Genomic DNA, 20,273 nt, shown 5'->3' on the forward strand with positions numbered 1-20,273 from the left:
GGGCCTCCTCAGAGTGCGACGGGTGTGTAGACGGAGTTCTTCTCGGCGCTCTCCTCCACCGCCGCCAGCACGCGCTGCACCCGCAGCCCGTCGGCGAAGGACGGCTCGGGTCGCCGGCCCGCCGCGATGGCCTGTACCAGGTCGCGTGCCTGGTGGGTGAAGGTGTGCTCGTAGCCGAGGCCGTGGCCCGGCGGCCACCAGGCGTCCAGGTAGGGGTGGTCGGGCTCGGTGACGAGGATCCGGCGGAAGCCCGCGTGCGTGCCGGGCTCGGTGTGGTCGTGGTAGGAGAGTTCGTTGAGGCGTTCCAGGTCGAAGGCCAACGAGCCGCGCTCGCCGTTGAGTTCGATGCGCAGGGAGTTCTTGCGTCCGGTCGCGAACCGGGACGCCTCGAAGGAGGCGAGGGCGCCCGAGGCGAAGCGGCCGGTGAACAGGGCCGCGTCGTCGACGGTGACCGTGCCGACGCGACCTGTCCGCGAAACCGTCTCCGAGGCAGTCCACGAACCCGTCTGCGAACCAGGCTCCGAAGCAGTCCGCGAACCCGTGTCCCCAGCGGCCCGCGACCCCGTCGCCGGCCCGGCGGCCAGTCCGCGCGACGCACCGCCGGGCAGCGGTCGTTCCCGTACGAAGGTCTCGGTGAGCGCCGAGACCCCGACGACCGGCTCGCCCGCCAGATACTGCGCGAGGTCGACGATGTGGGCACCCAGGTCGCCGAGCGCTCCCGACCCGGCGTGTTCCTTGCGCAGCCGCCAGGTGAGCGGGAACTCCGGGTCCACCAGCCAGTCCTGAAGGTACGTCACCCGTACGTGCCGCAGGGCGCCGAGCCGCCCCTCCGCGACCATGTTCCGGGCGAGTGATGTCGCGGGCACCCGTCGGTAGTTGAAGCCGACCATGGAGATCTGTCCGCGGGTGAAGGCGGCTTCGGCGGCTTCCGTCATCGCCTCCGCCTCCTCCACCGTGTTCGCGAGGGGCTTCTCGCACAGCACGTGCTTGCCGGCGGCCAGCGCGGCGAGCGCGATCTCCGCGTGGCTGTCTCCGGGGGTGCAGATGTCGACGATGTCGACGTCGTCCCGGGCGATCAGGGCACGCCAGTCCGTCTCGGCCGCCGCCCAGCCGTGCCGGTCGGCCATGGCCCGCACCGCGCTCATGTCCCGGCCGCAGACGGCGGCGAGGACCGGGCGCAGCGGCAGGTCGAAGACGCGGCCCGCGGTGCGCCAGCCCTGGGAGTGGGCGGCGCCCATGAACGCGTAACCGACCATGCCCACGCCGAGCGGCGGCTTGCCCGCCTCGGCCCCGGGCCCGGAAGCGAACCCCGCCTCCACCCCGGCTGCCTCGCCCTGGTGCGGCTGTCCCATACGGATGTCCTCCTCGTCGTCGTGGTGCTGTGGGGGGTGTGAGCGGGGTGGATCACCTGAAGCCGGTGGCCATGTACTGGCCGACGTTGTCCTTGTCGACGACGGCCGAGTAGAGCGTGAGCGAGACCGGGATCTCGAACTCGGAGAGCCCGCTCACCCCCTTGCCCTGACCGAGCGCCCGGGCCAGGTCGATCGCGGAGGCGGCCATGGTCGGCGGGTAGAGGACGGTGGCCTTCAGGACGCTGTTGTCGGACTCGATGGCCTGGAAGGCGGAGAGCGCGCCCGCTCCGCCGACCATCAGGAAGTCGTCCCGCCCGGCCTGCTCGATGGCGCGCAGCGCGCCCACGCCCTGGTCGTCGTCGTGGTTCCACAGGGCGTCGAACTTCGACTGCGCCTGCAGGAGTTGGGCCATCTTGGCCTGACCCGACTCGACGGTGAACTCGGCGGCCTGGCGGGCGACCTTCTTGATGTTCGGGTAGTTCTTCAGGGCCGCGTCGAAGCCCTCCGTGCGCTGCTTGGTGAGTTCCAGGTTGTCGAGCCCGGCGAGTTCGATGACCTTGGCGTCCTGCTTGTCCTTCAGCTTCTCGCCGATGTAGTGGCCGGCGCTGAGGCCCATGCCGTAGTTGTCGCCGCCGATCCAACAGCGGTACGCCTGCGGGGAGTTGAAGATCCGGTCGAGGTTGACGACGGGGATGCCCGCGCGCATCGCCTGCAGTCCGACCTGGGTGAGGGCCTTGCCGTCCGCCGGCAGCACCACCAGGACGTCGACCTTCTTGTTGATCAGTGTCTGGATCTGGCCGATCTGCGCGGCCGTGTCGTTGGAGCCCTCGGTGATCTCCAGGGACACGTCGGTGTACTTCTTGGCGCGGCTCTTGGCGTTGTCGTTGATCGCGTTGAGCCAGCCGTGGTCGGCCTGCGGGCCCGCGAAGCCGATGGTGACGTGCTTGCCGGGCTTGTCGGTGGCGGCCGGCTGGTCGTTCGCGGCCGGTTTCTCGTCCTTGGTGTCGTTGCTGGTGCAGCCGACGAGGAGGGCGCCGGCCGAGGCGGCGGCGGTCCCGAAGAGCAGTCCTCTACGGCTCGTGAAGCGGGTGGTTTCTGGCATGGCGGTGGGCCCTTCCCGTGTCAGGTCGTGCTTGCGGTGCGCCGCTGGACCAGGACCGCGGCGACGATGATCGCGCCCTTGGCGATCTGCTGGACGTCGCTCTGCAGGTTGTTCAGCGCGAAGATGTTGGTGATCGTGGTGAAGATCAGGACACCGAGCACCGAGCCGGTGATGGTGCCGCGGCCCCCGCTGAGCAGGGTCCCGCCGATGATCGCGGCGGCGATGGCGTCGAGTTCGTACAGGTTGCCGTTGGTGTTCTGGCCCGAGCCGGACAGGATGACCAGCAGGAAGGCGGCGATGCCGCAGCACAGTCCGGAGAGCAGGTACAGATACAGCCGCTGGCGTCGTACGTCGATGCCCGCGAGCCGGGCCGCCTCCGCGTTGCCGCCGACGGCGACCGTGCGGCGGCCGAACGTGGTGCGGTTGAGAATCAGCCAGCCGATGATCGTGACGACGGCGAAGACCAGCACCAGCGGCGGGATGCCCAGGACGTACGAGTCCCGCTCGCCGAGCTTCAGGATCCCGTCCACGGTGACGATCTGGGTCTTGCCGTCGGTGATCTGGAGGGCGAGGCCGCGCGCCGAGGCCAGCATGGCGAGGGTCGCGATGAACGGGACCATCGCGCCGTACGCGATCAGCAGCCCGTTGACCAGACCGCAGCCCACGCCGACGAGCACCGCGGTGAAGAGGATGCCCGCGAAGCCGTACTCCTGGGTGGCCACCGTCGTCGCCCACACCGAGGACAGCGCGACGATCGCGCCGACCGACAGGTCGATGCCGCCGGAGGTGATGACGAAGGTCATGCCGACGGTGACGACACCGATCACCGAGGCCTGGGTGAGGACGAGTTGGAGATTGCGGGTGTCGAGGAACTCGTCGGGCTTGGTGATGCCGCCGATGACGATCAGGGCGACGAGCACACCGAGCAACGAGAGGGTGCGGACGTCGGCGCGGGCGGCGAGGGTGCGCCAGGCGGGGAGTTCGCCCATCGGCGGCACCTTGTCGGTGCTGCCCCGGGGCGGGGACACGGGCTGCGTCATGACGCCGGACTTCCTTCCATGACCAGGTCGAGTACGCGGTGTTCGTCGAGCTCCTGGGCCGGTGCCGTGTGCACGACGCGGCCCTCCCGGAGCACCAGTACGCGGTCGGCGAGCCCCAGCACCTCGGGCACCTCGCTCGACACGAGCAGGACGGCGAGGCCCTCGTCGGCGAGGCGGCGGATGACCGCGTACAGCTCGGCGCGGGCGCCCACGTCGACGCCGCGGGTCGGTTCGTCGAGCAGCAGGACGCGGCAGCCGCGCAGCAGCCAGCGGGCCAGGACGGCCTTCTGCTGGTTGCCGCCGGACAGTGTCCGGATCGGGACGGACGGGTTGTCGGGGCGCAGCGACAGCTCACGGGTCGCCGCCCGCGCGGCACCCCGCTCGGCGCCCCGGTCGATCCAGCCTCCGCGCGAGAAGCGGGACATGGAGGACACGGACACATTGCGGGTGACGGACTCCAGCATCAGCAGGGCCTGCGCCTTGCGCTCCTCGGGGGCGAGCCCGAGTCCGGCGCGGACGGCGGCGCGCACGCTGCCGGGCCGCAGGGGGCTGCCGTCGACCAGGACCCGACCGGCCGTCGGTTTGCGCGCCCCGTAGATCGTCTCCAGGATCTCGGAGCGCCCGGAGCCGACAAGTCCGGCCAGGCCGACGATCTCGCCGGGGCGCAGATCGAGGTCGAGCCGCTCGAACTCGCCCGCGCGGGACAGACCCTGGACCCTCAGCACCGGTTCGGAGGACGGCTGTCGGGTGGGCCGCTCCGGGAAGACGTACTCCACGTTGCGGCCCGTCATCAGCGCCACCACCTCGCGCGTCGGTGTGGACTTCGCGGGCAGTCCACCCGCCACCGCCCGCCCGTCCTTCAGCACGGTCACGCGGTCGCCGATGCGGCGGATCTCCTCCAGCCGGTGCGAGATGTATACGACGGCGACGCCCTCCGCGGTGAGGCCGCCGACGATGCGGAAGAGGTTGTCGACCTCGTCGGGGTCGAGGGCCGCGGACGGCTCGTCCATGACGATGAGGCGTACGTCGTGGGAGAGCGCCCGCGCCATGGAGACGATCTGCTGCTGCGCGGCCGACAGCTCACCGACCGGCCGCGCGGGATCGATCTCCGGGTGCCCGAGTCGCTTGAGGAGAAGGGATGTCGAGGTTCGGGCCGCCTTTCCCCGTACGACGAAGCCGGCGGTGGTGGGTTCATGGCCGAGGTGGACGTTCTCGGCCACCGACAGACCCTCCACCAGGTCCAGTTCCTGGTAGATGGTGGCGATGCCGAGGCGCATGGCGGCGATCGGGGAGCGGAGCGTGACCGGTGCGCCGCGCCAGCCGATCGTGCCGCCGTCGGGCTGGTGCGCGCCGGCCAGGACTTTGATCAGGGTGGACTTGCCGGCCCCGTTCTGGCCGAGCAGGCAGTGGACTTCGCCGGCCTGGACGTCGAGGTCGACACCGTCGAGGGCCCGGACTCCGGGGAACGACTTGGTGATGCCGGACATGGTGAGGAGCGGTGGTTCTGGTGCCATGGCGGTTCCCCTTGGCGGGCGTGCGGGCCGGTTTCAGGGCAGGGCGCCCGCGGAGCAGGCGTTTTCAGGCAGGGCAGAGCAGAGCGCTGTGCAGGTGAGGTGACTTCGGCGGAGTGACTCTTGGTGCGGCTCTGACGGGGTTACGCGGGCGAGAACAGGTGGTCGCTGATGAGCCGGGACGCTCCGATGACCCCGGCGGTCGGGCCCAACTCCCCCAGCACGATGGGGAGATTGCCGGTCGCCAGCGGCAGCGACTGGCGGTACACCTGGGTGCGGATCGCGGCGAGCAGGGTGTGGCCGAGCCCCGTCACCCCACCGCCGATCACCACCAGGCCCGGGTTGAAGAAGGAGACGAGTCCCGCGATGACCTGACCGGTGCGGTTGCCGCCCTCACGGATCAGTTCGAGCGCGGTGGCGTCGCCCGCGGCGGCCGCGGCGGCGACATCGACGGCGCTCAGACTGCCCGCCGCCGCCAGCCGGGCGCCGAGCTCCGCCGAAAGTCCCTGCTGAGCGGCGTCCGTGGCGTCACGGGCGAGCGCGGCCCCGCTGAAGTGGGCCTCCAGACAGCCCCGGTTGCCGCAGGCGCACGGACGCCCGTCGGGCACGGCCTGGATGTGCCCGATGTCGCCGGCGCTGCCCGTCGTACCGCGGTAGACCTCACCGCCGACGACGATGCCGCAGCCGATACCGGTGCCGATCTTGACGCAGAGGAAATCGCCCACGGAGCGTGCGACGCCCGCGTGCTGCTCCCCCATCGCCATGAGGTTCACGTCGTTGTCGACCATGACGGGGCAGCCCAGGTCCTGACTGAGCGCCTCGCGGACCGGGAAGCCGTCCCAGCCGGGCATGATCGGAGGCGCGACCGGAACGCCCTCGGGGAAGCGGACCGGACCCGGGACGCCGATCCCGGCGCCGTCGAACCCCTCCGCGAGGCCCGAGGACCTCAACTTGGCGGCCATGGACAGGACTTGCTCGAAGACGGCGACCGGGCCCTCGCGGACGTCCATGGGCTGGTTGATGTGCCCCAGGACCTCCAGCTCCGCGTTGGTGACGGCCACGTCGATCGAGGTCGCCCCGATGTCGACGCCGAGGAAGCGCAGCGCCGGGGCCAGCCGGATGTTGTGGGAGCGGCGGCCGCCGCGGGACGCGGCGAGTCCGTCGGCGACCACGAGGCCGGTCTCCAGGAGCCGTTCCACCTCGACGGCCAGCTTCGACCGTGACAGGTCGATCTGATCGCCCAGCTGGGCACGGGAGTTGGGGCCGCCGTCCCGCAACAGGCGCAGCAGCCGCGCCTGGTGCGCGTTCGCGGGTCGTGCCGTCATACGTCTCACGAGCCCCTCCCCGCCTCTGCCGGCCTGCGTCCATCGAGTTCTGGCCACATCGCTGCGGCTTGCTTTCGAGTGGAAAGTAGCAGTGGCTGCCGGAACTGGGAAGAAGTTACGTAGAGATTGCCGTCAACTTTCTCCACTGAGTGGACAAAGGGCGGCCGACGACTGCAAATCCGCAGCGGAGCCATCCTCCGCGGAAGTCGTGAGCACCAAATCGATTTAGTGCTCACGACTTCCGACACACATGCTGGGCAGCCGACATGACCGACCGGATTCGCCAACGGCATCCGTACCGGAGGGGGCGGGAAACCGGTCGTCAGGACGGGTCGCGCTCGCGCTCGTGATACGTCTTGCGGGTGTGCTCCGTGTGCGCGCGCATGACCTGGGTGGCGCGCGGCTCGTCGCGGTCGGCGATCGCCGCGATGAGATCGCGGTGCTCGATCCAGGACTGCTGCCCGCGCTGCCGGGCGACGGGCGTGTAGTACCAGCGGACCCTGCGGTCGACCTGCGCCGCCAGCTCGGCGAGTACCGCGTTGCCCGCGAGGTCCATGATCTTCGCGTGGAACCGGGCGTTCAGCGCGACCGCGCCGTCCACGTCGTCGGCGGCGACCGCGCGCTCGCCCTCGGCGCACAGCTCCTCCAGCGCGGTGATGCCGACGGTGCCCGCGTTGGCGGCGGCGAGCCGGGCCGCCTCGGCCTCCAGCAGCGTACGGACCGTGAGGAGTTGGTCGGCCTCCTCCTCCGTCGGCTCGTGCACGAACGCGCCCTGGGCGGGCCGCAGATCGACCCACCCTTCCGTGTTCAGCCGCTGCAGGGCCTCGCGCACGGGCTGCCGGGAGACCCCGAGATGCCCGGCGAGCTCGCTCTCGACGAGGTGCTGGCCCGGCCGGAGCGCGCGGGTCGTGATGAGTTCGAGCAACGCCTCGTAGACGCGGTCGCGCAGTGGGCCGGGCCGTTCGAGCCTGGGCACCGCCCCCTGCGGCAGTCCTGTCGACAACATCGCGGTCCCCTCCTGCCGAGCCGTCCTGCCGAAGCCACCGAAGGCGCCGAAGGCACGTGTCAAAAGACAGTATCGATTGTCTTTCGTCTACAGTCTACGGCGCACCAAGGCCAGGCCCGCGAGGAGTCGATCGCGTCACACCCCGCCGTCCGCGCACGTCACGGGCAGCGGACGACCTGCCCGGCGTACGAGAGATTGCCGCCGAAGCCGAAGAGGAGGACCGGGTCGCCGGTGCGGATCTCGCCGCGTTCGACGAGTTTGGAGAAGGCGAGCGGGATGCTGGCGGCGGAGGTGTTCCCGGAGTCGACGACATCGCGGGCGACCACCGCGTTCACGGCGCCGATCTTCCCGGCGAGGGGTTCGATGATGCGCAGGTTCGCCTGGTGCAGGACGACCGCGGCGAGCTCCTCGGGCGCGAGCCCGGCCCGCTCGCAGGCCTGCCGGGCGATCGCGGGAAGCCGCGTCGTCGCCCAGCGGTAGACGCTCTGCCCTTCCTGGGCGAACCGCGGGGGCGTGCCCTCGATGCGCACGGCGTGCCCCATCTCGGGCACCGACCCCCACAGCACCGGCCCGATCCCGGGCTCGGTGCCCGGGGCGGCGGCCTCGACCACGGCGGCCCCCGCGCCGTCCCCGACCAGCACACAGGTCGTACGGTCGCTCCAGTCCGTCACCTCGGACATCTTGTCCGCGCCGATGACCAGGGCCCGTGTCGCCGCCCCTGCGCGCACGGCGTGGTCGGCCGTGGCGAGCGCGTGTGTGAAGCCCGCGCAGACGACGTTGACGTCCATCGCGGCCGGGGACGGGATGCCGAGCCGGGCGGCGACCCGGGCGGCCATGTTCGGGGAGCGGTCGATCGCCGTGGAGGTGGCGACGAGGACCAGGTCGATGTCTCCGGAGGCCAGCCCCGCCGCCGCGAGCGCCTTGGCCGCGGCGTGCGCGGCCAGTTCGTCGACGGGCTCGTCGGGCCCGGCGATGTGGCGCGTGCGGATGCCCACCCGGCTCGTGATCCACTCGTCACTGGTGTCGACCAGGCCCGCCAGGTCCTCGTTGGTGAGTACCTTGGCGGGCTGGTAGTGGCCGACGGCCGCGATGCGTGAGCCGTTCATTGGGGGGTCCCCCTCGTTGCCTTGGGTAGCGGGATCCTCCAGTCTGATCAGTGACTCACGGGTACGACGGCAGGTGTTGCCACAGGAAAGGGGCGTCAGGCTTGTCGGCTTCTGTCAGACCCTCGGACGCCCGAATACCGTCCGCACACGCACACCCCTTACCCCGTGAACAACTGCTTCGCCTTGAGTACGAGTTCGTACAGGCCGTAGCACAGGGGCGCGCCCACCCACAGCCAGGCGAAGGCGATGAGCGGAATGGGGGTCCCCCCGCTCGAGCGAAGCCGAGAGTGGGGGAGGTCAGGCGGACTGCTGGGGCTGGACGGAGTCGTCATCGGCGGCCTCCCTCGGGGCGGGGATGTGGTGGCGGGCATCGACGGGACGCACGAACTCATTGGCGACGAAGCCGACCACGAGCAGCCCGATCATGATCAGGAACGAGGTGTCGTAGAGCGCGGCGCCGTGCTTGCCCGCGCCCTTCTGCCGGTCCGCGATCCAGTTGACGATCAGCGGGCCGAGAACGCCCGCCATGGACCAGGCGGTGAGCAGCCGGCCGTGGATGGCGCCGACCTGGTAGGTGCCGAAAAGATCCTTCAGGTAGGCGGGGATGGTCGCGAAACCGCCGCCGTAGAAGGAGAGGATCACCAGCGCGCAGACGATGAACAGGGGCTTGGAGGAGTCCCCGAACTGCGAGATCAGCAGATACATGACCGCGCCCACGCCGAGGTAGACACGGTAGATGTTCTTGCGGCCGATCAGGTCGGACGTGGAGGACCAGCCGATCCGGCCCGCCATGTTCGCGGCCGAGAGCAGCGCCACGAAGCCCGCGGCGGCGGAGACCGACACCGGTGTGGAGGTGTCCGCGAAGAAGTCCGTGATCATCGGGGCGGCCTTCTCCAGGATCCCGATGCCCGCCGTCACGTTCATGCAGAGCACGACCCACAGGCACCAGAACTGCGGGGTGCGCACGGCGCTGTTCGCGGACACCTGCACCCCGTCGAGCGGCCCGGGTCCGGCCTTCACCGGCGGCTTGTCGCCGCGCGGCACCCGCACCAGCAGCACCCCCAGCGTCATGAAGACGGCGTACGAGAGTCCGTGCACGAGGAAGGCGAGCGCGATCCCGGAGGAGTCGGAGCCGAAGGACTTCAGCATCTGCGCGGACCACGGCGAGGCGATGAGCGCACCGCCGCCGAAGCCCATGATGGCGATGCCGGTGGCCATGCCGGGCCGGTCCGGGAACCACTTGATCAAGGTCGAGACGGGTGAGATGTACCCGATGCCGAGGCCGATCCCGCCGACGAAGCCGTAGCCGAAGACGATCAGCCAGTACTGCTCGGTGGCGGCGCCCAGCGAGGCGATCAGGAAGCCGGTGGAGAAGCAGACCAGGGCGACGGTCATCGCCCAGCGCGGCCCGTTGCGCTCGACGAGCGTGCCGCCGAACGCGGCCGACAGACCGAGCATGACGATGCCGAGCTGGAAGGGCAGCGCGCTCTGGGTGCCGCTGAGGCCGAGCGCGGATTCGAGCGGCGGCTTGAAGACGCTCCAGGCGTAGGCCTGGCCGATGGAGAGGTGGACGGACAGTGCGGCGGGCGGGACGAGCCAGCGGCTCCAGCCGGGTGGCGCGACAGGGGGACTCATGATCCCGGACGATAGGAAGCGGTTGCCCGGTTGTGAAGCCGTTCGACGCCAACTCGTCGACGGTATGCGGTGAGCGGTATCCACGGCGCGACGAACGGTCGAACCGGGCTGCGCGGCCGGTTTGTGACGCACGCGCCGATCGCCATGGGGTCAGAAGTGCTGGACGAGCCATGGGCGGCCGAAGCCTTGGTAGTGCTGCGCGAAGTCTTGCTGGTCCAAGTTCCATACTGTAGACAATATTTCGTCGACAGAGTTCGGCAGTTCCTCGGTACCCTCGACCGAACGGAGCGAGCCCCAGTGAAAGTCGCCGTTCTCGGCGCCGGTGCGATCGGCGCCTACGTCGGCGCCGCGCTGCACCGCGCCGGCGCCGATGTGCACCTCATCGCCCGTGGACCGCATCTGGCGGCCATGAGGCAGCACGGAGTCCAGGTCCGCAGCCCGCGCGGCGACTTCACCGCGCACGCCCACGCCACCGACGACCCGGCCGAGGTCGGCCCGGTCGACTACGTCCTGCTCGGCCTGAAGGCCAACTCGTACGCGGCGTGCGGGCCGCTGATCGAGCCCCTGTTGCACGACACCACGGCGGTGATCGCCGCCCAGAACGGCATCCCCTGGTGGTACTTCCACCGGCACGGCGGCCCGCACGACGGTCACCGCGTGGAGAGCGTGGACCCGGACGGCGCGGTCAGTGCGGTGCTCGCGCCCGAACGGGCCGTCGGGTGTGTCGTGTACGCCGCGACCGAGCTGGAAGGACCGGGCGTGGTACGGCACTTGGAAGGCACCCGGTTCTCCATCGGTGAGCCCGACCGTTCCCTCTCCGAGCGGTGCGGGGCGTTCAGCGAGGCCATGCGGGCGGGCGGACTCAAGTGCCCCGTCGAAGGCGACCTGCGCAACGACATCTGGCTCAAGCTGCTCGGCAACATCTCCTTCAATCCCATCAGCGCGCTGGCCCGCGCGACGATGCGGCAGATGTGCCTGCACGGCGGCACCCGCAAGGTCATCGAGATCATGATGACCGAGACGCTCACGGTCGCCGAGGCGCTCGGCTGCGAGGTGGGCGTCTCCATCGAACGGCGGCTGGCCGGCGCCGAGCGGGTCGGCGACCACCGCACCTCCACACTCCAGGACCTGGAGCGCGGGAAGCCGCTCGAACTGGACGTACTGCTGGCGGCGGTCGTCGAGCTGGCGGACATCACCGGCGTCGAGGTGCCCACCCTGCGCACCGTCCACGCCATCTCGGACCTGCTCGCGTCGAGGAGCGCCGCATGAGGAAACGCGACCGAACCCCGAAGACCTACACCCGGCTCACCCACCCCCTGGTCCGTGACACGCGCGACGAGCCCTTCCGACGGGCCACCTGGGAGGAGGCCCTGACCCGCGCGGCGGCGGGACTGAGTGCCGCCCGCGGCGCCTTCGGCCTGTTCTCCTGCGCCCGCGCGACCAACGAGATGAACTACGTGGCCCAGAAGTTCGCCCGGGTGGTGATGGGCACGAACAACGTCGACTCCTGCAACCGCACCTGCCACGCCCCGAGCGTCGCGGGCCTGAGCGCCGCCTTCGGCTCCGGCGGCGGGACCTCCTCGTACGCGGAGGTCGAGGAGACCGACCTCGTCGTGATGTGGGGCTCCAACGCCCGCTTCGCGCACCCGATCTTCTTCCAGCACGTCCTGAAGGGGATCAGGAACGGCGCCCGGATGTACGCGGTCGACCCGCGCCGTACGTCCACGGCCGAGTGGGCGGAGAGCTGGCTCGGCCTGAACGTCGGCACCGACATCCCGATGGCGCACGCGATCGGCCGCGAGATCATCCACGCGGGGCTCGCCAACCACGCCTTCATCGAGCGGGCGACCAGCGGTTTCGAGGAGTACAAGGCGCTCGTCGAGCCGTGGACGCTCTCGCTCGCCGAGAAGGTGACGGGCGTACCGGCCGCCGCGATACGGGAGTTGGCGCACGCCTACGCCCGCGCCGAGCGTGCCCAGCTGTGCTGGACCCTCGGCATCACCGAGCACCACAACGGCACCGACAACGTCCGCGCGCTGATCAATCTGTCCCTGCTGACCGGGCATGTCGGCCGGCACGGCTCCGGGCTGCAGCCCCTGCGCGGCCAGAACAACGTGCAGGGCGGCGGCGACATGGGCGCCATCCCCAACCGCCTCCCCGGCTTCCAGGACATCCTCGATCCCGAGGCACGGCAGAAGTTCGAGTCCGCCTGGAACACCGTCATCCAGCCGCACTACGGGCTGAACCTGACGGAGATGTTCGAGGCCATGGAGGAGGGCACGCTCAGGGCGGTCTACTGCATCGGCGAGAACCCCGCACAGTCGGAGGCCGACAGCGAGCAGGCGGTACGGCGGCTCGGCGCCCTCGACTTCCTCGTCGTCCAGGACATCTTCCTCACGAAGACGGCCCGGTTGGCGGACGTCGTGCTACCCGCGACCGCCGGGTGGGCGGAGACCGAGGGCACCACCACCAACAGCGAGCGGCGCGTGCAGCGCGTACGCGCGGCGGTCACACCGCCCGGTGAGGCCCGCGAGGACATCGACATCCTCTGCGACCTCGCCGCGCGCCTCGGGCACGAGTGGAAGTACGCCGACGCCGAGGCCGTCTGGAACGAGCTGCGGTCGATGTCGCCGGACCACCACGGGATGACGTACGCACGCCTGGAGGAACACCAGGGCATCCAGTGGCCCTGCCCGGACCCGGCACGGCTGGAACCGACCTATCTGCACGGCCGGTTGTGGGCCTTTGACCCCGCCGAGCGCGGCCGGCCCGCGCCCTTCGGGCTGGTCCGGCACGACCCGCCCGTGGACCTGACGGACGAGGAGTACCCGGTCCGGCTCACCACCGGGCGCCGGCTCGACTCGTACAACACCGGTGTGCAGAGCGGCGGTTTCGCCTCGCCGCTGCGGCGCGGCGAGTACGTCGAGCTGTGTCCGGAGGACGCGGAGCACTACGGGGTCGTGATGGGCGAGGAAGTCCGGATCTCCTCGCGCCGGGGATCGGTCGTGGCACCGGTGTGGATCGACACGGCGCTGCGGCCCGGGCTGGCCTTCATGACCATGCACTTTCCCGACGAGGTGGACACCAACCAGCTGACGATCGAGGCGAACTGCCCGATCGCGGGGACGGCGGAGTTCAAGGCGTCGGCGATCCGGATCGAGAAGCTGCCGGTCGCGACACGAGTGAGGTGATGTGGTGGATCTGCACTTCGGTGACAGCAAGCCGACGGACGAGGAGCGGGCGGCGGTCGACGCGCTGCTCGGTCCTCCGGAGTCCTCGTGGGAGGGCGCCGCGCGCGATGAGATGAGGGCCGCCGACCTCAGGTGGGCACGCGGCGGCCGGGAGGCACGCGAACGCCGCGATCTGCTGCTGCCGGGGCTGCACGCCGTCAACGACCGGCTCGGCTGGATCAGCGAGGGCGCGCTCGACTATCTGTGCCGGCGGCTGACCGTGCCGCCGGCGGAGGCGTACGGCGTCGCGACCTTCTACGCGATGTTCTCGGTGCAGCCGCGCCCCGCGACCGTGCTGCACATCTGCACGGACCTCGCCTGCGCGGCGGCGGGGGCGGCGGAGCTGTGCGCCGGGGTCGAGGCCCGCCTCGGGCCCGGCAGCGACGTCGGGGTCGGCGTCAGGGTCGAGCGCAGCCCCTGCCTCGGCCTGTGCGAGCGTGCTCCGGCCGCGCTGGCCGTCAAAGCGGGCGATCCGGTGCGTACGGCCGTGTCGGCGCCCACCACCGTCGAGCGGGCGGCGGAGGCGGCTTGCGCCCCGGACTCGGCGCCCGAGGAGCCGCCCGCGGCCTGCGCGGTGCCCCAGGCGGGCGATCCCTCCCTCGTGCTGCTGAGCAGGGTCGGCGTGGTCGACCCCGCCTCGCTCGACGACTACCGGGCGCACGGCGGGTACACGGCGCTGCGGCGGGCCTTCGCGCTCGGGCCCGCCGGGGTCATCCGCGAGGTCACCGACGCTGGCCTGGTCGGGCGGGGCGGCGCCGCCTTCCCCACCGGCCGCAAATGGCAGGCCACGGCGTCCCGGCCCGATCATCCGCACTACCTGGTGTGCAATGCCGACGAGTCCGAGCCGGGCACCTTCAAGGACCGGGTGCTCATGGAGGGCGACCCGTACGCGCTCGTCGAGGCGATGACGATCGCGGCGTACGCGGTCGGCGCACACAAGGGCTATGTCTATCTGCGCGGCGAGTACCCGCGTGCCCTGCGCCGCATGGAGCACGCCATCGGGCAGGCACGCGCGCGTGGCCTGCTCGGCGCGGACGTCCTCGGCCAGGGGTACGCCTTCGACATCGAGATCCGGCGGGGCGCGGGCGCGTACATCTGCGGCGAGGAGACCGCCCTCTTCAACTCCATCGAGGGGTACAGAGGAGAGCCGCGTTCCAAACCGCCCTTCCCCGTGGAGAAGGGTTTGTTCGGCAAACCCACTGCCGAGAACAATGTCGAGACCCTGGTGAACGTGCTGCCCGTCCTGACGATGGGTGCGCAGGCGTACGCGGCGATCGGCACCGGGCAGTCCACCGGCCCGAAGCTCTTCTGTGTGTCGGGCAGTGTGGACCGGCCCGGGATCTACGAACTGCCGTTCGGGGCGACCCTGGGCGAGCTGCTGGAGCCGGCGGGCGTGCGCGAACGGCTGCGCGCGGTGCTGCTCGGTGGCGCGGCGGGCGGCTTCGTACGGCCCGACGAGCTGGACATCCCGCTCACCTTCGAGGGCACCCGGGCGGCGGGTACGACCCTCGGCTCGGGCGTGGTCATGGCCTTCGACGACACCGTCCCGCTGCCCCGCCTGCTGCTCCGCATCGCCGAGTTCTTCCGCGACGAGTCCTGCGGGCAGTGCGTGCCGTGCCGGGTCGGGACCGTACGGCAGGAGGAGGCGCTGCAGCGGATCGCCGAGCGGACGGGCGCGGCCGCGGCCGACGACATCGCCCTGCTCAGGGAGGTCGGCCGCGCGATGCGGGACGCCTCGATCTGCGGTCTCGGACAGACCGCGTGGAACGCCGTGGAATCCGCGATCGACCGCTTGGGGGCCTACGAATGACCGCGATACCGCTGGGAGTGCCGCGTCGGCTCGTCGAGTTCACCCTCGACGGGCAGGAGACCAGGGTGCCCGAGGGCTCGACGATCCTCGACGCCTGCCGGGCGGCGGGCAAGGACGTCCCCACCCTCTGCCAGGGCGACACGCTCACCCCCAAGAACGCCTGCCGGGTCTGTGTGGTCGAGGTCGAGGGCGCCCGGACGCTCGTCCCGGCCTGTTCCCGCGCGGCGGAGGCGGGCATGGAGGTCCGCACCGACACCGAGCGCGCCCGCCACAGCCGCAAGCTCGTCCTCGAACTCCTCGCGTCCTCGGTCGATCTGTCGACGACCCCCCGGGTCACCGAGTGGATCAAGGAGTACGAGGCGAAGCCGGACCGTTTCGGCCCCGGCGCGGCCCGTCTCGACGAGCAACCGAAGATCGACAACGACCTCTACGTCCGCGACTACGACAAGTGCATCCTCTGCTACAAGTGCGTCGACGCCTGCGGCGACCAGTGGCAGAACACCTTCGCGATCTCGGTCGCGGGGCGCGGTTTCGACGCCCGGATCGCCGTCGAGCACGGGGCCCCGCTGACCGACTCGGCCTGCGTGTACTGCGGCAACTGCATCGAGGTGTGCCCGACGGGAGCACTGTCCTTCAAGTCGGAGTTCGACATGCGCGCGGCGGGTACATGGGACGAGTCGGCGCAGACCGAGACGACCACGGTGTGCGCGTACTGCGGAGTGGGCTGCAACCTCACCCTGCACGTGCAGGACAATGAGATCGTGAAGGTCACCTCCCCGCACGACAACCCGGTGACCCACGGCAATCTCTGCATCAAGGGCCGCTTCGGCTACCAGCACGTACAGAACCGGGACTGATCAGGACATGGGACGAGTCACGGAACGACGCAAGGTGATCCGCATCCGGGACGGGGCCATCTCCACCCGCCCGGACACGCTCGTCGCCGAGGAGCCACTGGAGATCCGGCTCAACGGGAAGGCGCTCGCGATCACCATGCGCACCCCGGGCGACGACTTCGCGCTCGCGGCGGGCTTCCTCGTCAGCGAGGGGGTGCTCGGGCGGGCCGAGGAGCTGCAGAACATCGTGTACTGCGCGGGTGCCACGGTGGACGGCTCGAACACGTACAACGTGGTGGACGTACGGACCGCGCCGGGCGTCGTGATGCCCGACATCACGCTGGAGCGCAACGTCTACACCACCTCGTCCTGCGGCCTGTGCGGCAAGGCGAGCCTGGACGCGGTCCGTACGACCGCGCGCTGGGCCATCGACGACGGCGCCGACGCTCCCCCGGTCCGGCTGGAACCCGCCCTCCTCGCCGGCCTCCCCGACCGGCTGCGCGCGGCTCAGCGGGTCTTCGACCGGACCGGGGGTCTGCACGCGGCGGCCCTGTTCACCGAGGACGGGGAGCTGCTCGACGTACGGGAGGACGTGGGCCGGCACAACGCGGTCGACAAGCTGGTCGGGCGCGCCCTGCAACGCGGCGACCTCCCGCTCTCCCGCACGATCCTGCTGGTGTCGGGGCGGGCCTCCTTCGAGCTGGCGCAGAAGGCGGTCATGGCGGGCATCCCGGTGCTCGCGGCGGTCTCGGCACCCTCGTCGCTCGCGGTGGACCTCGCCGCCGAGACCGGGCTGACGCTGGTGGGCTTCCTGCGCGGCCCCTCCATGAACGTGTACGCGGGCGAGCACCGCATCGCCCTGCGGGCCGCGGCCGCCCAGGGCTGACCGGCTCCCCGCGACACGGCGGCGGGGCCCCGACCGGCGGGGAGCGCCCCCTGCGCCGCAGGGGCCCCGACCGGCCTTTTTTTGCGCTCGGTTCGCCTCCGGGGCGCCACAGCCTGTGTCGAGAGCGCGACCGTGCTCGACCCTCCTCCGTCGGGCCTCCGCGCGCTCACACTCTCAACACAGGCGCGCCCCTTTGGCTCACTCGCTCGGGGTGGTGGTCAGCCCGCGGTGAAGTGGACCTGGGCGGCGGTCACGACCGTGCCGAGGCGGGGGAAGTCGAGGCGAACCGATGCCTCGTGTTCGGGGGCGGTGAGGGCGGCCATCGCGTCCTCGGCGAAGACGAGGTCGTAACCGAGGTCTCCGGCGGCGCGGGCGGTGGACTCGACGCCGAGGTTGGTGGCGATACCGCCGAACACGAGGGTGGAGATGCCGCGCTCGCGCAGCCGCTCGTCGAGGCCGGTGCCCTGGAACCCGCCGATGGTCCGCTTCACGATTTCGAGGTCGCCCTCCGTCGCCAGCCCGGCGACGAGTCCGCTGCCGGGCGGCTGCTCGGGCAGTCCTGACCGCTCCACCCTGACCAGCACGACGAGCGCGCCCGCCTTCCGGAAGACGGCCGCCAACTCCTCGGCGGCGGCGAGGACCTCGGTGCCGCCGCGGGGTTCCACGGGCAGCCCGACAATGCGCTCCATCAGATCCACGAGCACCAGGGCGGTGCGCGCGGGGTCGAGGGCGAGCGGGGGTTCGGTTTCGGAAGCGGTCATGACGGAACGTTAGCCCGCGTTAGCCGTCCGTACCGGAAATCCGGATCAACAGGCCGGTGAACTGCTCCCGTTCGGCGGCGGAGAGCGGGGACGGGAGCGCGTCGCTCGCCGCGCGCGCCGCATCCCCGCAACGGACGAGGAGGCGGGAGCTCTCCTCGGTGATCGACACCGCGTTCTTGCGGCGGTCCCTGGGGTCGGGTTCACGCAGGACCAGATCCGCGGCCTGGAGATCGTTGAATCCATGGACACCGTCGGGCTTCCCGATGACCTGTCCGACAGCCGGGCGTACTTCACGGGAGCGATCGACGAAGTGCGCGTCCACGACAGGGTGTTGAGCGACGACGAGCTGTCCGCGGCGCCCTCCCGGGACGTGACCCCGGACACCGTCCTGTATCTGCCCATGGACCACGTGGGCGGCGGCCACTAACGTCCCGTCCGTGCCCGACGACGCACGAGCACGACGACGGCGGCGGACCGGGGCCGGCCTCGGTGTCCTGCTCGCCCTGGTCTGCGCGGCCGTGCTGCTCACCGCCCTCCCCGACCACGACCGGGAGGGCGGCGGTGCGTGCGCGGCCCGTACGCCGCGGTCCTGGAGCGCGGACGCACGGCTCACGGGCGAGTTCGCGCGGTACGGCGACGACGAGACCCGCGCCGACGACTGGACCGGCGGCGACGGCACCCACTCGGTGCGGCTGCCGGACGGGCGGCTGCTGTGGCTGTTCTCGGACACGTATCTGGGCCAGGTGCACCGGCCACCGAACCCGGTCGGCGAGTCGTACGTCTGGCGCGACACGAGCGCGCCCCTGGTGCGCAACTCGGCCGTGGTGATGTCGAAGGGCGGGCGGCTGAAGACGACGCTGCCGGCGCCCGTGTTCCCGGACCCGGGTCCGCAGCGGTGGCGCTGGCCGGTCGCCGCCCGCGTCGAGCCCCGCTCCCCCGGCTCGTCCGAACAGGTCGTGCGCGTCCTGCTGTGGACCCGTACGGCGGGCCAGGCGCCCTGGATCTACGGTGTGCCCACGTCCACCGAGGTCGCCACACTCTCGCTGCCCGATCTGCGCCTCGAAGGCATCACCACGGTCCTGGACCAGAGCTCCGTCGCCGATCCTTCCCGGCGGGTGCTGTTCGGCACCTCGACGGTCGACGCGGGCGCGTGGACGTACGTCTTCGGCGGCGACGACGGCCAGGCCGCCTCGCGCCCCGCCTCGCAGGCGTACCTGGCCCGTGTGCCGCGCGGCCGGCTGGGGGAACCGGCGGCCTGGGAGTACTGGGACGGCGCGGGGTGGGCCGCGCGTGCCCGGCCGGGGCCGGTTCTCGGGGACGGGCGGCGCACGGGCGTGGGCAGCGCGTTCTCCGTGGTGCGCGACGGCGGGACGTACGTCCTGTTCACGATGGCCGCGGGCGCCGCGGGTCTGACCACGATCACCTCGTACTGGGCGTGCGCGCCGACCGGCCCCTGGCAGGGGCCCACCCGGAGCTTCGGCCCGGCCCTGCCGCAGGGGCAGGTGGCCGCGTACAACCCGCAGGTGCACCCGGCGCTGAGCGACGGCGACCGGCTCGTCCTGAGCTACGACGTGAACTGGCTGGACACCACGGGCGGCGCCGCGGCGCAGGCGAACATCAGTCGGAACGTGGCGCTGTACCGACCGCGATTCGTGACGCTGCGGCTGGCGGGCCCGGGGCCGTGACCGCCTCGGGGTCGTGGGCGCGGCGCTTGGCGATCACCGCGCACACCATCAGCTGCATCTGGTGGAAGAGCATCAGCGGCAGCACGGCGAGCGAGGCGTGCGCGCCGAACAGCACACTGGCCATGGGGAGCCCGGAGGCGAGGGACTTCTTCGACCCGGCGAACTGGATCGCGATGCGGTCCTCCCGGTTGAAGCGCAGCGCCTTCCCGCCGTACCAGGTGAGCGTGAGCATCACGGCGAGCAGCACGGCCTCGACCGCGAGCAGCCCGGCCAGCCGGACCGCGCTCACCTGGTGCCAGATGCCCTGCACCATGCCCTCGCTGAACGCGGTGTAGACGACCAGGAGGATCGAGCTGCGGTCGACGTACCCGAGGACCTTCTTGTGGCGCGTGATGAACCCGCCGATCCAGCGGCGCAGCACCTGCCCGGCCATGAACGGCACCAGCAGCTGCAGCAGGATCTTGACCAGCGAGTCCGGGGAGAAACCGCCTCCTCTGCTGCCCAGCAGCACCGCCGCGAACAGCGGGGTGATGACGATGCCCGCGAGCGAGGAGAAGGAGCCGGCGCAGATCGCGGCGGGTACGTTGCCGCGCGCCATGGAGGTGAAGGCGATCGACGACTGGATGGTCGACGGGACGAGCGTGAGGAAGAGGAGGCCGGTGTAGAGGTTGTGCGTCAGGAACACCGGTTCGAGTCCGCGGGCGGCCAGACCCAGCAGCGGGAAGACGACGAAGGTGCAGGCCAGGACCGTGACGTGGAGTCGCCAGTGTTTGAGGCCCTCGACCGCCTCACGGGTGGAGAGCCGGGCTCCGTAGAGGAAGAAGAGAAAGGCGATCGCGGCCGTGGACGCGCTCGACGCGACGTCGGCGCCGATGCCCCGCGCGGGGAGGAGGGCCGCGAGGCCCACGGTCCCGAGCAGCAGCAGGATGTACGGGTCGATCGGCATCCGACTGGGCCACTGCAGGCGTTTCACGGTGCTCCACTGCTC

At 71.1% G+C, this 20,273-nt stretch carries 18 protein-coding genes; 6 read left to right on the top strand and 12 right to left on the bottom strand.

Going from position 1 to position 20,273, the window contains the following annotated elements; genetic code table 11:
- Positions 1–8: 8 nt before the first annotated feature.
- From RV986_RS09660 to RV986_RS09700, 9 genes are all read right to left on the bottom strand, one after another.
- Positions 9–1,352: a Gfo/Idh/MocA family protein gene (locus RV986_RS09660; protein ID WP_475917000.1), complete on the bottom strand. Its 1,344-nt coding sequence runs from the start codon at positions 1,350–1,352 to the stop codon at positions 9–11.
- Between the two features lie 52 nt (positions 1,353–1,404).
- The gene (locus RV986_RS09665) at positions 1,405–2,454 is read right to left on the bottom strand and encodes a substrate-binding domain-containing protein (RefSeq protein ID WP_475917001.1); all 1,050 of its coding nucleotides are present in this window, start codon (positions 2,452–2,454) and stop codon (positions 1,405–1,407) included.
- Between the two features lie 20 nt (positions 2,455–2,474).
- Complete coding sequence (locus RV986_RS09670; RefSeq protein ID WP_475917002.1) at positions 2,475–3,494, bottom strand: ABC transporter permease; 1,020 nt, start codon at positions 3,492–3,494, stop codon at positions 2,475–2,477.
- On the bottom strand, positions 3,491–5,008 hold the full coding sequence (locus RV986_RS09675) for a sugar ABC transporter ATP-binding protein (protein ID WP_475917003.1): 1,518 nt from the start codon (positions 5,006–5,008) through the stop codon (positions 3,491–3,493). The genes RV986_RS09670 and RV986_RS09675 overlap by 4 nt, the downstream gene beginning before the upstream one ends.
- Before the next feature lie 140 nt (positions 5,009–5,148).
- Positions 5,149–6,330, bottom strand: a complete 1,182-nt coding sequence (locus tag RV986_RS09680; RefSeq protein ID WP_475917004.1) for an ROK family transcriptional regulator — start codon at positions 6,328–6,330, stop codon at positions 5,149–5,151.
- Between the two features lie 322 nt (positions 6,331–6,652).
- On the bottom strand, positions 6,653–7,336 hold the full coding sequence (locus tag RV986_RS09685) for a GntR family transcriptional regulator (RefSeq protein ID WP_475917005.1): 684 nt from the start codon (positions 7,334–7,336) through the stop codon (positions 6,653–6,655).
- A 158-nt stretch (positions 7,337–7,494) separates the two neighbouring features.
- Complete coding sequence (locus RV986_RS09690) at positions 7,495–8,442, bottom strand: beta-ketoacyl-ACP synthase III (protein ID WP_475917006.1); 948 nt, start codon at positions 8,440–8,442, stop codon at positions 7,495–7,497.
- A gap of 158 nt (positions 8,443–8,600) precedes the next feature.
- The gene (locus tag RV986_RS09695; RefSeq protein ID WP_403407630.1) at positions 8,601–8,774 is read right to left on the bottom strand and encodes an MFS transporter small subunit; all 174 of its coding nucleotides are present in this window, start codon (positions 8,772–8,774) and stop codon (positions 8,601–8,603) included.
- Positions 8,740–10,077 carry an OFA family MFS transporter gene (locus RV986_RS09700; protein WP_475917007.1) on the bottom strand — a complete coding sequence of 446 codons (1,338 nt, stop codon included), beginning with the start codon at positions 10,075–10,077 and terminating at the stop codon, positions 8,740–8,742. The genes RV986_RS09695 and RV986_RS09700 overlap by 35 nt, the downstream gene beginning before the upstream one ends.
- Before the next feature lie 297 nt (positions 10,078–10,374).
- Between RV986_RS09700 and RV986_RS09705 the strand changes: the two genes are divergently transcribed.
- From RV986_RS09705 to fdhD, 5 genes are read left to right on the top strand one after another with little or no spacing between them, the layout of a single operon-like run.
- Complete coding sequence (locus tag RV986_RS09705) at positions 10,375–11,346, top strand: 2-dehydropantoate 2-reductase (RefSeq protein WP_475917008.1); 972 nt, start codon at positions 10,375–10,377, stop codon at positions 11,344–11,346.
- Entirely contained in the window at positions 11,343–13,268 is a 1,926-nt protein-coding gene (locus tag RV986_RS09710) for a molybdopterin oxidoreductase family protein (RefSeq protein WP_475917009.1), read from the top strand. Before RV986_RS09705 ends, RV986_RS09710 begins: the two co-directional genes overlap by 4 nt.
- A 4-nt stretch (positions 13,269–13,272) precedes the next feature.
- On the top strand, positions 13,273–15,117 hold the full coding sequence (locus RV986_RS09715; RefSeq protein ID WP_475917010.1) for an NAD(P)H-dependent oxidoreductase subunit E: 1,845 nt from the start codon (positions 13,273–13,275) through the stop codon (positions 15,115–15,117).
- The gene (locus tag RV986_RS09720; protein WP_475917011.1) at positions 15,114–15,974 is read left to right on the top strand and encodes a 2Fe-2S iron-sulfur cluster-binding protein; all 861 of its coding nucleotides are present in this window, start codon (positions 15,114–15,116) and stop codon (positions 15,972–15,974) included. Before RV986_RS09715 ends, RV986_RS09720 begins: the two co-directional genes overlap by 4 nt.
- Before the next feature lie 7 nt (positions 15,975–15,981).
- On the top strand, positions 15,982–16,839 hold the full coding sequence (gene fdhD / locus RV986_RS09725) for a formate dehydrogenase accessory sulfurtransferase FdhD (RefSeq protein ID WP_475917012.1): 858 nt from the start codon (positions 15,982–15,984) through the stop codon (positions 16,837–16,839).
- A gap of 218 nt (positions 16,840–17,057) precedes the next feature.
- On the opposite strand, the gene RV986_RS09730 is transcribed toward fdhD, so the two are convergent.
- Both RV986_RS09730 and RV986_RS09735 read right to left on the bottom strand, forming a co-directional pair.
- Positions 17,058–17,600 carry an isochorismatase family protein gene (locus RV986_RS09730; RefSeq protein WP_475917013.1) on the bottom strand — a complete coding sequence of 181 codons (543 nt, stop codon included), beginning with the start codon at positions 17,598–17,600 and terminating at the stop codon, positions 17,058–17,060.
- Positions 17,601–17,619: 19 nt separating this feature from the next.
- Positions 17,620–17,922 (bottom strand): MarR family winged helix-turn-helix transcriptional regulator, encoded by a 303-nt coding sequence (locus RV986_RS09735; protein ID WP_475917014.1) that lies wholly within the window; start codon positions 17,920–17,922, stop codon positions 17,620–17,622.
- Between the two features lie 115 nt (positions 17,923–18,037).
- On the opposite strand from RV986_RS09735, the gene RV986_RS09740 reads away from it, so the two are divergent.
- Positions 18,038–19,285, top strand: coding sequence for a DUF4185 domain-containing protein (locus tag RV986_RS09740; RefSeq protein ID WP_475917015.1), 1,248 nt, complete (start codon positions 18,038–18,040; stop codon positions 19,283–19,285).
- Here the strand turns inward: RV986_RS09740 and RV986_RS09745 are convergent.
- The gene (locus RV986_RS09745) at positions 19,218–20,231 is read right to left on the bottom strand and encodes a bile acid:sodium symporter family protein (RefSeq protein ID WP_475924235.1); all 1,014 of its coding nucleotides are present in this window, start codon (positions 20,229–20,231) and stop codon (positions 19,218–19,220) included. The genes RV986_RS09740 and RV986_RS09745 overlap by 68 nt on opposite strands.
- Positions 20,232–20,273: the final 42 nt, after the last annotated feature.

This window comes from Streptomyces sp. RLA012, assembly GCF_056270325.1.

Coding starts and splice junctions, on each gene's coding strand:
- RV986_RS09675 (WP_475917003.1), bottom strand. CDS start 5,008: ATGGCACCAGAACCACCGCTCCTCACCATGTCCGGCATCACCAAGTCG.
- RV986_RS09685 (WP_475917005.1), bottom strand. CDS start 7,336: ATGTTGTCGACAGGACTGCCGCAGGGGGCGGTGCCCAGGCTCGAACGG.
- RV986_RS09745 (WP_475924235.1), bottom strand. CDS start 20,231: ATGCCGATCGACCCGTACATCCTGCTGCTGCTCGGGACCGTGGGCCTC.
- RV986_RS09680 (WP_475917004.1), bottom strand. CDS start 6,330: ATGACGGCACGACCCGCGAACGCGCACCAGGCGCGGCTGCTGCGCCTG.
- RV986_RS09700 (WP_475917007.1), bottom strand. CDS start 10,077: ATGAGTCCCCCTGTCGCGCCACCCGGCTGGAGCCGCTGGCTCGTCCCG.
- fdhD (WP_475917012.1), top strand. CDS start 15,982: ATGGGACGAGTCACGGAACGACGCAAGGTGATCCGCATCCGGGACGGG.
- RV986_RS09710 (WP_475917009.1), top strand. CDS start 11,343: ATGAGGAAACGCGACCGAACCCCGAAGACCTACACCCGGCTCACCCAC.
- RV986_RS09730 (WP_475917013.1), bottom strand. CDS start 17,600: ATGACCGCTTCCGAAACCGAACCCCCGCTCGCCCTCGACCCCGCGCGC.
- RV986_RS09720 (WP_475917011.1), top strand. CDS start 15,114: ATGACCGCGATACCGCTGGGAGTGCCGCGTCGGCTCGTCGAGTTCACC.
- RV986_RS09695 (WP_403407630.1), bottom strand. CDS start 8,774: ATGACGACTCCGTCCAGCCCCAGCAGTCCGCCTGACCTCCCCCACTCT.
- RV986_RS09670 (WP_475917002.1), bottom strand. CDS start 3,494: ATGACGCAGCCCGTGTCCCCGCCCCGGGGCAGCACCGACAAGGTGCCG.
- RV986_RS09660 (WP_475917000.1), bottom strand. CDS start 1,352: ATGGGACAGCCGCACCAGGGCGAGGCAGCCGGGGTGGAGGCGGGGTTC.
- RV986_RS09665 (WP_475917001.1), bottom strand. CDS start 2,454: ATGCCAGAAACCACCCGCTTCACGAGCCGTAGAGGACTGCTCTTCGGG.
- RV986_RS09690 (WP_475917006.1), bottom strand. CDS start 8,442: ATGAACGGCTCACGCATCGCGGCCGTCGGCCACTACCAGCCCGCCAAG.